Origin of the sequence: Aeromonas bestiarum (assembly GCF_000819745.1) — a bacterium.
Taxonomy (GTDB): domain Bacteria; phylum Pseudomonadota; class Gammaproteobacteria; order Enterobacterales; family Aeromonadaceae; genus Aeromonas; species Aeromonas bestiarum.
On record NZ_CDDA01000032.1, the window covers coordinates 1 to 12,511 of the forward strand.

A 12,511-nucleotide genomic window follows, 5' to 3' on the forward strand; every position below is an offset into this window, starting at 1 on the left:
GACATAGCCTTTTTTATTGCTACCGCAACGAGGCCATTCCATGGCAGTGCTGAGCATCCCTTGCAGCCCGGCAGGCATGAGTGTTATCAACGCAAATCCTCATACCCCTTTCCCGCCAACCGGGTTTCACCATGCTTAACTGCCGACATCAATCCTTTGCCCGCGGCCATCCGCCCGCAGCCGCAGGCCCAGCGTGAAGACGTGAAGATCAGGATTCATTCGCTGGGTATCCACCTCCCCTGGCGCCCTGTAAAACAACAAAACCCGGCAAGCGCCGGGTTTTGTTGTGTGTCCAGCGGACATGGCCGGCTCAGCCTAGACCAAGCCGGCATTGCCCTCATCAGGCCAGGCGGAAACGACCTATGGTCTGCTTCAGACCGGCGGCCAGCTGGCTCAGCTCCAGACAGGCACGGGCGGTGTGATCGGCACCGATGGCAACCTCGTTGGAGGATTCATTGATCCGCTCCACGTTGCGACCCAGCTCATCGGAGACAGCATCCTGCTCGCCACAGGCACTGGCAATCTGAATGGCCATGTCGGCAATCTGGGCGACCGCCTCTTCGATCTGCTGGATGCCGTTGCTGGTCTGCTCGCTCTGCACCACGCACTGGCGGATCATGTCACAGCTTTGACCTGTCACCTCTTTCGCCTGGTTGGCGCGCGCCTGCAGGGTTTCTATGATGGCCACTATCTCGCCGGTGGATGCCTGGGTACGACCCGCCAGGGTACGCACCTCATCGGCCACCACGGCAAAGCCACGCCCCTGCTCGCCGGCACGGGCCGCCTCGATGGCGGCGTTGAGCGCCAGCAGGTTGGTCTGATCGGCGATGCCACGGATCACGTCCACCACCACGTTGATCTGGGCAGATTCACGCTCCAGCTCGGCGACCAGGGTCCCCGCCTGCTCAATCTCCTCGGCGACCCGGGTAATGGCCACCAGCGAGCTCTGCACATCCTGATTGCCGCGACGGGCCAGGGCGTTGGCGGAGCTGGCGGACTCGGAGGCGGTCTCAGTGTTGCCGGCCACGTCGGCCACGGTGGCCTTCATCTGGGTCATAGCAGTTGCCACCAGGGAGATCTCCTGCTGCTGGCTCTGGATCCCTTGCGCCGACTGCTCGGAAACGGCGCTCACCTCTTCGATGGCGGCGCCAAGCTGGGTCACCGCGGCTACCACCTCTTCGATCAAGCCACGCAGGTTGTCCTGCATCTTGAGAGATGCCTTGGCCAGCATGCCAAGCTCATCGCGACCTATGTGCTGGCGATCCAGCTGATGGGTCAGATCACCGGCGGCGATGGCGTTGGCCTGCGCCACCACGGCTTGCAGTGGCAGGCAGATCTGGCGAGTCAGGAACCAGGTCATGGCCATCATGAACAGCAGCAGGCTGCCTATGCTCACCATGGCAAAGCTGGTCACCATGTTGACGCTGTCGAGCAGGCTGCCCCGATTCTCCTTCACGAAGCCGAGGTTCACCTCCACCAGGCTGTTGACCGACTGCTCCAGCGCACCATAGGCGGCGTTGGACTGGAACAGCTGCGCCTTGGCCTGGGCCAGCTGGCCTTGTACCAGCAGCTGATCCACCGCATTGACCGAGTTCAGGTACTGCTGCCAGTCCTGCTTGGCACGGTTGAACACCTGGCGCTCATGATCGGCACCAACCGTTGACTCGTAAGCACGAAAGGCACGCTCGACCTTCTGGACATTGTCCTGAATGCGGCCACGGCGGGCCTGCAGATCGGCGGCATCATCCACCATCAGCAGGGCGAACTGGGCCCGACGCACGTAGGAGACATCGTAGAGCAGCGTTTCCACCGAGAGCACGCTCGGCAGGGTGGAATCGGTAAAGTTCAGCACGCGGTCGCGCACGCCGCGCAGCTCGCTGGAGAGAAAAATACCGAATATCACGTTGACGGCGGCAATGACCGCAAAGACCACGGCAATCTTCTTGCCGATAGACAGATTTTTATAAAACATGGTGGCTGGTGATCCTCAACTGCTGACAAGCAGGTGCACTGTGGCGATCACATCCGTATGAGCTGATACCCGGACATTCCTGACGGGAGATGGGACGTTGCGAAAAACCAAGGGAAGGGCTGGTTTCGCGAGGGCGGCACTTTACCACAGATCTGCCTACTCCTTCACCGGATTTCGCGGTGTGAAAGCAAGTTGTTTTTCCGAACAACCTGACTTGCATCACAAACTTTTTATAGCGACCAAAACATATCAAATAGTTAGCCGATGAAGGCAATCGATCAGCGTGCATGGACAAAGCAGGCCCGCCTCGGTGTAATGCAAGACCATGGTGATGAGCCATCCTCATCCGCTGTCAATCGAGGTCATGTTTATGGATAACGCGTCGGCGCTGCCGGTTTCCTCCTGGTCAATTCAGCTGCGCCAGCAGATGCAGGCTCGCCCGCTGACCGCGATCGGCCTGCTCATCGCCCTGGCAGCCGTGTTGTTGCTGCTGTTGCAGAGCCTCATCATGCTGGCGGCTGGCGACATCAGTCCGGGAGCCCGTTATGGCCTCATCGGTGGACTGGCCGGTTTTGCCGCCACCGCCCTCGGGGCCCTGCCGGCCCTCTTCTTGCGCGCCGTGCCGCAACGGGTGGAAGACAGCATGCTGGGCTTTGCCGCCGGCATGATGCTGGCCGCCAGTGCCTTCTCCCTGCTGCTGCCGGGACTCGAGGCGGCGGAAGGGATCACCGGGGATGGCTTCCTCGCCGCCGCCGTGGTGGTAGCCGGTATGACGCTGGGGGTACTGTTGATGCTGGGACTGGATCAGTTCACCCCCCATGAACATGACAAGACGGGCCCCTGCGGCCCGGGCCATGAGAGTTGCTCCCGGGTCTGGTTGTTCGTGTTTGCCATCGCCCTGCACAACCTGCCGGAGGGCATGGCCATCGGGGTCAGCTTCTCCCAGGGAGACATGTCGGTGGGGCTGCCACTCACCACCGCCATCGCACTGCAGGACATTCCGGAAGGGCTGGCGGTGGCGCTCGCCATGTGCGCCGCCGGTTTTCATCCGGGCAAAGCCGTACTGGTCGCCATCGGCAGCGGTCTGCTGGAACCGCTCGGCGCCCTGCTCGGGGTGGGCCTCTCCAGCGGCATGGCCATCGCCTATCCCATAGGGCTGGGGCTGGCCGCCGGCGCCATGCTGTTTGTGGTCTCCCACGAGGTGATCCCCGAGACTCATCGCAATGGTCACCAGACCCACGCCACCCTGGGGCTGATGGCCGGCTTTGCCCTCATGATGACGCTCGACACCGCATTGGGTTGATAAGATGCTGATAAATAGTCCAATGTCTCATTCGTTGACGATACTGACATAGCTGGCATCGGGATCTCCCCGAGCCTTCATCGAGGGCCTGCGTGAGATGAGATCCTGGGTGGCCTCACTGCTTTTCCTGCTTGCCCCTGCGCTCTGGGCAGCCAGTGCCATAGAGGTCTATCACACGGCGGCGCAGCCGGAGTCGGCCCCAAAATACATTGAAAACCCGGATGGACACGTTGGCGGGATCTGCGTCGACCTGTTTCGACTCATGGAGCAGCGAGAACCCGCCCTGCGCATCCAGGGCGATCAGATCTTCCTGCCGCTGAAACGGCTGGAGAAGAGCGTGCTGCACGGCCAGCTCGATTTTATCTGCGGCGTCGGTGACAACCCGGCCCGCCGCAATCACTTCATCTATCTGCAACCGCCCATCTTCACGGTGCGCTACCACCTGGCGGTGCGCAGCGACGACCCCATCCATATTCGTCACTGGGACGATGTCAGGGCCCTCGGCAAGGAGGGCATCATCCTCATCAACCATGGCAGCGGAGCCATAGAGCGGCTGCAAGCCATCGGCGGGCTCCTCATCGACAGCGGCGGGATCAACAGCACGGCCAACTACGACAAGCTGCGGATGAAACGGGGGCGCTTCATCTATTACCGCTCACCCGGCTTCGAATTCGATATTCGCCAGCACAGGCTCACCGGCCAGGTGCGCATACTCCCCACCGTCATGGAGGAGACCCCTTTCTACATACTGTTTCATCAACACACCTCGCCCGCGCGGCTGGCCCTGTTTGCCAGCACGCTGCAGCAACTGGCCGACAGCGGCGCGCTGACCAGGCTGGTGGAACGATACCGCTGAGCGGGGACACATCACTTCCGCCGCTTTCCCCTTTCTCTTCCTCCTGGCGACCCTCTCGGAATGCTCGGCGCCATCGCCAACTTTTGTTATGATCCACAACAACTTATTCGGCCACGCGGCCATCGAGACGAGGTGAGTGATGAAAGTAGGTATTATCGGCGCCATGGAACAGGAAGTGGCCCTGCTGCGCAGCCAGATGAGCGAGCCAACCACCCTGCAACTGGGCGGTTGCGAGTTCTATCAGGGGATGCTGGCGGGCAAAGAGGTGATCCTGACTCGCTCCGGCATCGGTAAGGTCGCCGCCAGCGTAGCCACCAGCCTGCTGCTGGAAAAATTTGCCCCGGATTGTGTTATCAACACAGGCTCCGCCGGCGGCTTCGCCCAGGATCTGCATATAGGTGACGTGGTCATCGCCAGCGAAATGCGCTTCCACGACGTGGATGTGACCGCCTTCGGCTACGAGATGGGCCAGATGGCGCAACAACCCGCCGCCTTCCCGTGCGACGAGAAGCTGATCGCGGTGGCCCAGGACTGTATCGCCGAGCAAGGCAAGCATCAGACCAAAGTTGGCCTCATCTGCACCGGCGATCAGTTTATGTGCAAGCCCGAGGCGATTGCGAAAGCCCGTGCCGATTTCCCGCAGATGCTGGCAGTCGAGATGGAAGGGGCCGCCATCGGCCAGGTGTGCCACATGTTCAAGGTCCCCTATCTGGTGGTGCGCGCCATGTCGGACATCGCCGGCAAGGAACAGGTTGAATCCTTCGACGCCTTCATCGAGGTGGCAGGCCAGCATTCGGCCGAGATGATCATCAAGATGCTCGGCAAACTGTGATCGACCTCACCACGCTGGAACAGATGGCCGCCACTCCGGCGGCCATTTTGCTCGGGGCCGCGCTGCTGGAAGCCATACTGCCCTGGCCTGCCCAGTTCAGGCTCTCCGCCCTGGTGCCCCTGCTGACCCGCCTCGGCCACAAGGTACACAGGCCAGATGGCGCGCCCAGGCAGCAATTCCAGGCCGGTCTGCTCGCCTTGCTGGTCGTCTGGCTGCCGTGCGCTGCCGGACTCTGGGCGGTGCGCAACCTTTCCCTCTCGGAGCCGTTGTTTGATCTGCTGTTTCTGCTGCTGATGATAGAGTCGCGCCCGCTGCGAGAGCTGGCCAAGGCCACCCGTTCGCTGGCAAGTCAGGAGACGCTGGTGGTTGCCCGGCTGCAGGCCGCCCCCTGGCTCAGGCGCGATACCGGCAAACTCTCCGTGATGGGGGTCGCCAAGGCGGTCAGCGAAACCTGCGCGCTGCGACTGACAGGACAATGGGCCGGTCCCTTGCTCGGGTTTGCACTGGCGGGCGTTCAGGGTGCCCTGCTGTGGCGACTCGCTCAGTTGATGAATCAGGGCTGGAGCCCCAAGCAAGCGGCATTCAGCCACTTTGGCCGCGCCGCTGCCGTGCTTTACCAGGGACTCTGTACCCCCGCCATCCTGCTGCTGGCATTGCCCCTGTGCTTGACCCAGCTGCGCCAACTGGGGGCTCGCCTGCGCACGGCCATACGGTGGCCCTACCCTGCCATGGGCGCCTTGCTGATGCTGCTTTCCCACTCGCTGGGGATCCGGCTGGGCGGCCCACGCTATTACCAGGACACCCTGTTTCGCTTCCCTGTGTTCGATGCGGTGAGCGACCCTGATGCCAGCAGTGCACTGCGCTTGCTCAACCGGTTGCAACAAATTGGCTGGGGCTGGCTGGCACTGGCCGTCCTCTTCACCGCGCTGGAGCAACTGCATGGCTAGGCATGTCGCCCTGATCTGCCTGTTCTGCTGGCCACTGACGCTGCTGGCGGCTGCGCCGATGCGCATCGTCAGCCTCACCCCCCATCTGACCGAGCTGCTGTTTGCCATCGGTGCCGGCGATCGCATCGTCGCCACCGATGATGCCTCCGACTTTCCACCCGAGGTGACGACACGGCCGCACGTGGCCAACTACCGCAGCATCAACCTGGAAGCCCTGCTGGCCCAGAAACCGGATCTGGTGGTGGCCTGGCGCTCGGCCCAATCCCGCATGCTGGCGCCCATAGAGCAGCTGGGTATTCCGGTGTTCTACTCCGAGCCAACGGATTTCGCCTCCCTGGCCACGGAAATACGCGCACTGGGAACACGGCTGGAGCTGGAGCAAGCGGCCAATGCCCAGGCCGATGCCTATCTCGCCAGGTTGGCTGACCTCAAGCAACGCTACGGCCAGCCCAAGCATATCAAGGTGTTTTATCAGCTCTGGGATCCCCCCCTGACCAGCGTCAGCGGTTCCGCCTGGCCGGCTCAGGCCATCGAACTGTGTGGCGGAGAAAATGTGATGGCGGGAGCCCACACTCCCTACCCCCAGGTCAGCCTGGAGCAGATCATCAAGGCCAACCCGGCACTGATCCTGGCGGGGAGTCAAGATCCCGACGCCCTGCGTCACTGGCAGCAGTGGCCCATGATCGATGCAGTCAAGCATCAGCGTCTGCAACTCATCAACTCGGACGAACTGCACCGCTTCACCCCGAGGGCACTCAATGCCGTACAGCGGATGTGTGATGCCATCGCGCAGTTGCAAACCAAGTAGCAACCAGATCTGGTCATGACATCAGGATATTGAAAACAGAGACGCCGGCATCAGCCGGCGTCTCGTTATGCCTGAACAGGCATCTTTTCAGTAGAAGGCATGATCTGCTTGTCAGGTATGTTTGAAGACATTAAGCCCGGCGAAGTAGGTAGAATCCTGCCGCTGGAATGCATCGACATACATGACCTTACTCTCATCAAAGAAGTGACCCAGTATTTCTTCAGCCTTTTTCAGCTTTATTTCAAACTCGCCAGCCTCTGCATTCACCAATGCCATCATCAAGCTGATGATATTGGCATAGAAATAGTTTATCGAACCAATCAGTACACGATAGAGATGGCATTCACGACTCATGAGCAAGTAGAGGAGATAATCATGGTGCCGTTGCATCAGGGCTAATATGGCATTGTGCTCACACGGCACGACTTGCCAGTCTGCTTGAAGTTTATCTATCAGCTCATCAAAGAGTGATGCATTGAGCGCAGCATTGAAATCAAAACTGGTCATGTCAAAAGGTTGGAAACAACGCTCCATGACCTCATCCATCAAATGAATCTTATTCAGTTCAGGCCAGGATGGCTGCAGAGATTCGATACGCTGAGGCTTGGCGCCCTCTATATAGGCGCCATCGCTACTGTTGATGCAGCGCAAATCAGGATAATCATTCAGCACCCGCTCCATATTATGGATGGCGAGCCCGAACAAATGGTTGATACGCACCTCGCCACCAAAGTTCCCTGGTGCAGGGAAGGTATCTTTCAAATTCTCGTTGTATTTTGCTTCTTTCTTTTCGTTATAATACAGGCTCAAACTGGAGTGGTGTTTCCCAGCAGACTTGTAACCATTGTCGATGCCGAACAGATAAACCTGCTTGAAACCCAGCAAGGCCGCGTAGTTGAGACCTGTATTCCCAACAAACGGGTTGGAAAACTCAATGGAGTCATATTCAAATGCCTGACCAAAAGCACTGATCAGCATGGAGAACATGGGTTCGTTCGGTTTGAACGTCAATCCCGTCTTGCGGAAGAATTCTTTGCACTCAGGGTGGATGACATCAACACTCAGGAAGACGGTGTCCTTGATAAAATCATCGGCATCCAGGATACGCAGAAAATCGGCCGAACTCTTGGTGCGCTCTACCGCCACATAGATATCTGGTTTGACTCCTGCCTTGTGAAGCGCGCTGACGGCCGTACCACAGGCGATGATAATGGCCTGCTGCTGGTGCTGCTTGATAAAATCTATGCTCTGGTCCAGAGACGGCCCATTACCTACAACAAATACAGGGACCTGGCTAAATGCAGACGTATCACGCTGCCGCTTGAGGAATGGCGTTCCCTCCTGCAGATGATTATGGCTATGGGCAAGCGCATAAATATTATCGTCAAAAAATCCCCAACCCGTCTTGAGCAAATAGAACTCGCGCTCTACCTGATCTATCAACGCATGCAATTTTGGTGAATGATAATGACAAAACGAGAAATAACTGGCCGACCAGAATGCCCCCTTGCGATGGAGGGCTTCCATCATGTCCGCTACCAGCAATTGTTCATCTACACCGATGAACAGGTGCAGGCTCAGTGACTCTTGCTCCATATATTCAAGCAAAGTATGCCAGTCGAAGCAGTAGAGGGAAGCATAGAACATGTCGAGATCAGGCTCGAAGGCAAATAGATTCCTTATCTTGCACTGCTCATAGAGATAACCCAGCTGGTAACCCAGACCAATGCCAAACATGAGTGACAATGGAATATCTGAATTTAATGTCTTCTTTAATCTAAGTCCTTCCAACGCGGCCTTGTCTTTAAGCTTGGATATTTCATTGTTGTATTTTATATGGATTTGACCATCGATGTACCACTGGGGAACAAAATCGATGCATTGCAGCACACTCTGTTCAATCACTTCGGTTATCTGTGCTTGTGCTTCGACCAGTGGGTCTTCACCATAGAGTGACACTTGTTCATCGAGCCACAAGACGTTGGGAATGCCATTCTCATTGCAGAAGAAGCGAAATGACCTGACAGGCTGGTAATCTTTGAAAAATTCATGAATGCCAGGCATGTATTTTTCGAAGGCCGCCATATTGAGTTCATAACGGGCAGGCAGCACATCCAGCATGGCTGCCTCCTGCCTTTTTTGCAGTTCGAGGCGGGACAATTCATTCTCGACCTGAGTAATATTTTTATTAAAATCCATTATATGCCTAACCTGCATTCAGCTTGTAAAGATCAGAGGCTCGACCGGCCTTGGAAAACTGCAGTAACTCTTGTTCCGTCAGATGCTTCGCTTTTTCTACCCAGTCGTGGATGGTTTGAAACTGCAGCAATGCTTGTTGCTGTTCCACATTCAATGCAGTGCCAAGTTCAATGTGCTGAAACACACCATCAAGCACGCTCAAGTAATGAGCCGTCAGCTTGTCTGCCGCAAGCATGTCGCCCTGCTCCAGCAGGGCCAACAGCTGGTTACCATGCTCAATCAGCTCGGATAACGGAACATTGCTCATTCCGGCCGACCCACTTTTTGCTGAGCTAGCGCCTTGTCACGCTCTTCAACAGGAATCGCATCCCACCCGCTTTTCACGGTCAACATCAGGGCCATCACCTCGTCAACGACGGCGATATCCATGTCGCGGCTGGCATCCATCATCCGTACCTTCATATAGTCATAAAGCGCAAAGAGATCTTCTGGCACCTTGCCATAGGAGAGATCCAGCGAGTCCTGCAACCCGTTGATGATGGCCATTGTTTTGGAAATGGATTGGGACTTGCTCTCAAAATCACGACGCTCAATCGCACCACGCGCCTGAGCAAGACGTTCGAGACACCCCTGCATCAGCAGCTGGATGACGCGATAAGGGTCTGCGACTGCCAGCTCGGATTGCAGACTCTGGGTGGTATAGGCTTTGATATTTTTCCGATACATATGAGACACCGATCCTGACTACAAATTAGCTGCTCTTGGTGTTGAGCAGATTCAAATATGAGGCCGACTTGTTCATCTTGGCCAGCATGCTATCCAGACTCCCGTAGCGGGCACGCAGGGTCTCTTCATACTTGGTCAGCTGGGCCGCGACATCCGACTGCTTGCGATTGACATCGCGCAGATCCGAATTGAGGCTCTCTTCACGTTTGGCAAGCAACCCGCCAGTTTTTGAGTAACTTTCAAGCTGCCCGGCCAACTTGCCCGCCACACCGTCCTTGCCACCAAACACGGCAACTACCTGGTCGAAGTTCTTGTCGATAGCCTCATCAAATTTTTCACTATCGAGGGAAAGCACGCCCTTGTTGTCCATCTTGACACCCAGCTGGAAGATGGTCGAAAACGTGGAGGAGTTATTGGAAGGCTCTGTGATCGCACCGCTCATCATGTTGGCCACGGCGCGAGTCGTGGCGTCACCGGCCAAGGCACCGCCATCATTTTGACTGACCCCCGCCACAATCGAGTTGCGTTTGCCAAGGTCACTGCTCTTCTTCACCAAGGCGTTATAGCCATCGATGAAGCTTTTGACCATGTCCTTGATGCCGCCCTTGTCGGTGGTCACATCCACTTTGTTAGATTTGAACGTATTGTCCGCATTTTTATCGGACTCTCTCAGCACTGTCACCTTGAGTCCGGCAATGGTGCCATCGAAGGTGTTGGTCGCACTGGTCAGCGTGCTGCCATCCACTTTGATCTGGGCATCTTGAGCAGCTTGTTTTTGGCTCAGCTTGGAGACAAGGTTGTCAGTCAGCTCAGTGGTATTGCCGGTAATCTGCAGATCCTTGCCTGTACCACTGATGCCAGAGTCGATGACAAGTTTGGACTTGCCATCGGATGTGTTCATGATGTTGACGCTCAGACCAAAGTTGTCACCGTCATTATTGATGCGCTTGCGAATGGATTGCAGCGTATCCCCCGCCTTGACATCCACGTCAAAGGTCTTGTCCCCGGCCTTGAAGGTCAGGACACCATCCTGGGTAATAAGAGGGTCGGTGGATTTGTCGAACACACCTTCAAACCTGCTGGTCTTTGCCAATTTTTCGACGGTAATGTCGTACTGCCCGTTGGAAGCTCCCGCTTTACTCTCGATTTTGAGGACAGGATTATCCTTGTCCTGGGTGATAGAGATGGCCCGCTTGTTGAAGGCATCATCCTTGGACATCGCCTTGAGCGTGGTCACGAAAGAGGCAATAGCAGATTTCAGCTGCCCGACCCCTGAGAGAGTGATCTGAGTGTTGGTCTTCTTGGTGGTGATAGGCTGCAGCAGCTGTGCCTTCTTGGCATCGACACTGGCAGCAATCACTGACTCCAGGTCGAGTCCCGAACCCGCACCTGCAGAAGTAATCGTGGTCATACTCACTCTCCTCGTAACGCTTGCGTATTAGATCTCTTTATCGAGCAACAACCCGACGCGCGAGCCTCCACCGGCCACATCGCCTTCGCGCAAATCCTTGATCCGTTTGCTGATGGCCAGCAACTCTTCACTGGGTATCTGGCGAATCATAGATTTGGTTTCAGCATCCATCACCTTGATGACGACCTGCTCGAGATCCTTCTCAACACTGAAATTGACTGTCCATCCTTGCAACTTACTGAACTCTTGCAAGTTTTGAACCTCTTTTTCAACATCAATCTCGGAGGCGTCCTGCTTGCTGCTTTTTTCTTCAGCTTTGACCTCTTGCTGTTTTTTCACATCCTGTGCCGTCACCCGCTGCTCTTCTGTCGTGCCAGATAGCACTTGAGCGGCCGATTGGCCGCTCTTGCTACTTGACTGAAGAGAAGAAGGAGTGACCGATGACGGGATTCCAATTTCATTGGCCATATCGTCGCTCCTCTTTCTATCTCATCACAGCCTGTCTGTTAACCCAGCAGGGACAGGGCAGATTGCGGTCTTTGGTTGGCTTGCGCCAGGATGCTGGAGGCAGCCTGTTGCAGGATGTTTTGCTTGGTCAGGTTGGCCGTCTCAGTCGCGAAGTCTGCGTCACGAATACGAGAGCGTGCTGCACTCAGGTTCTCGGAGACGTTGGACTGGTTGCGAATGGTCGAGTCAAAACGGTTCTGCACCGCACCCAACTCTGCCCGCTTGCTGTCAACCGCCTTGATCATGAAATCAAGGTTGGCCATGGCCAGTTGGGCGGCACTGGCAGTCGTGATGCTGCTCACACTGGTGGAAGTCACCGCAGTGGTGCCCTTGGTCACAGTGTAGGGTTCGCCGGTGGCACTGGTCGCCACGGTAGCGCTGCCCTTGGTCGATGACGCAATACCGCTGATCGTGAAGGCGGATGTCATCTTGAAGGTGATGGTTTGACCGGCATCGGCACCGACCTGGAAGGACCCTTTGTAGTTGCCATCCAGCAGTTTTTGACCACCAAAGGAAGTATCGGTGGAGATACGGTCGATCTCTGTGGTCAGCTGGTCGAATTCCTGCTGCAGTGCTGTACGGTCGTCAGTGTTGTTGGAACCGTTGGCCGATTGCTGGGCCAGGGTACGCATACGCTGCAGCATGGAGGTGACTTCATCCATGGCGCCTTCAGCGGTCTGAGCAACAGAGATGCCATCGTTGGCGTTGCGGTTACCTTGATCCAGACCATTGACTTGAGAGGTCAAACGGTTGGAGATCTGCAGGCCGGCGGCGTCATCCTTGGCGGTGTTGATACGCAGACCGGAGGCCAGTCTGGTATAGGACGTATCCAGGGACTTGTTGGTGTTCATCAGGTTACGCTGGGCGTTCAGTGATGAAGTATTCGTGTTGATATACATGGCCATAAAATATTCTCCCGAAGAACATGCGACTGCGGGTTGCGCCGCCAA

At 56.7% G+C, this 12,511-nt stretch carries 12 protein-coding genes; 5 read left to right on the forward strand and 7 right to left on the reverse strand.

Annotated elements, in window-relative coordinates:
• Window positions 1-340 precede the first annotated feature (340 nt).
• On the reverse strand, window positions 341-1,972 hold the full coding sequence (locus BN1118_RS16170; protein WP_043557076.1) for a methyl-accepting chemotaxis protein: 1,632 nt from the start codon (window positions 1,970-1,972) through the stop codon (window positions 341-343).
• 370 nt (window positions 1,973-2,342) lie between these two features.
• Here BN1118_RS16170 and BN1118_RS16175 point away from each other — a divergent pair, with 370 nt between their 5' ends.
• The 5 genes from BN1118_RS16175 to BN1118_RS16195 all read left to right on the forward strand — a co-directional run bounded on the left by BN1118_RS16175 (window position 2,343) and on the right by BN1118_RS16195 (window position 6,718).
• Window positions 2,343-3,275, forward strand: a complete 933-nt coding sequence (locus BN1118_RS16175) for a ZIP family metal transporter (RefSeq protein ID WP_043557257.1) — start codon at window positions 2,343-2,345, stop codon at window positions 3,273-3,275.
• Window positions 3,276-3,372: 97 nt separating this feature from the next.
• Entirely contained in the window at window positions 3,373-4,131 is a 759-nt protein-coding gene (locus tag BN1118_RS16180; protein ID WP_043557077.1) for a substrate-binding periplasmic protein, read from the forward strand.
• A gap of 139 nt (window positions 4,132-4,270) precedes the next feature.
• Window positions 4,271-4,963: a 5'-methylthioadenosine/S-adenosylhomocysteine nucleosidase gene (gene mtnN / locus BN1118_RS16185; RefSeq protein ID WP_043136828.1), complete on the forward strand. Its 693-nt coding sequence runs from the start codon at window positions 4,271-4,273 to the stop codon at window positions 4,961-4,963.
• On the forward strand, window positions 4,960-5,910 hold the full coding sequence (locus tag BN1118_RS16190) for a cobalamin biosynthesis protein CobD/CbiB (protein WP_043557079.1): 951 nt from the start codon (window positions 4,960-4,962) through the stop codon (window positions 5,908-5,910). The genes mtnN and BN1118_RS16190 overlap by 4 nt, the downstream gene beginning before the upstream one ends.
• Complete coding sequence (locus tag BN1118_RS16195) at window positions 5,903-6,718, forward strand: cobalamin-binding protein (RefSeq protein ID WP_043136832.1); 816 nt, start codon at window positions 5,903-5,905, stop codon at window positions 6,716-6,718. The genes BN1118_RS16190 and BN1118_RS16195 overlap by 8 nt, the downstream gene beginning before the upstream one ends.
• A 111-nt stretch (window positions 6,719-6,829) precedes the next feature.
• Here BN1118_RS16195 and BN1118_RS16200 read toward each other — a convergent pair whose 3' ends face one another.
• From BN1118_RS16200 to flaB, 6 genes are read right to left on the reverse strand one after another with little or no spacing between them, the layout of a single operon-like run.
• The gene (locus BN1118_RS16200; protein WP_043557081.1) at window positions 6,830-8,917 is read right to left on the reverse strand and encodes a motility associated factor glycosyltransferase family protein; all 2,088 of its coding nucleotides are present in this window, start codon (window positions 8,915-8,917) and stop codon (window positions 6,830-6,832) included.
• 7 nt (window positions 8,918-8,924) lie between these two features.
• Window positions 8,925-9,224 (reverse strand): hypothetical protein, encoded by a 300-nt coding sequence (locus BN1118_RS16205; RefSeq protein WP_043136834.1) that lies wholly within the window; start codon window positions 9,222-9,224, stop codon window positions 8,925-8,927.
• The gene (fliS, locus tag BN1118_RS16210; protein ID WP_043136836.1) at window positions 9,221-9,643 is read right to left on the reverse strand and encodes a flagellar export chaperone FliS; all 423 of its coding nucleotides are present in this window, start codon (window positions 9,641-9,643) and stop codon (window positions 9,221-9,223) included. The genes BN1118_RS16205 and fliS overlap by 4 nt, the downstream gene beginning before the upstream one ends.
• Window positions 9,644-9,668: 25 nt before the next feature.
• On the reverse strand, window positions 9,669-11,054 hold the full coding sequence (gene fliD, locus BN1118_RS16215) for a flagellar filament capping protein FliD (protein WP_043136837.1): 1,386 nt from the start codon (window positions 11,052-11,054) through the stop codon (window positions 9,669-9,671).
• A gap of 27 nt (window positions 11,055-11,081) precedes the next feature.
• Window positions 11,082-11,522 carry a flagellar protein FlaG gene (locus BN1118_RS16220; RefSeq protein ID WP_043136839.1) on the reverse strand — a complete coding sequence of 147 codons (441 nt, stop codon included), beginning with the start codon at window positions 11,520-11,522 and terminating at the stop codon, window positions 11,082-11,084.
• 38 nt (window positions 11,523-11,560) lie between these two features.
• Window positions 11,561-12,466, reverse strand: a complete 906-nt coding sequence (gene flaB, locus BN1118_RS16225; protein WP_043136841.1) for a flagellin B — start codon at window positions 12,464-12,466, stop codon at window positions 11,561-11,563.
• Window positions 12,467-12,511 lie beyond the last annotated feature (45 nt).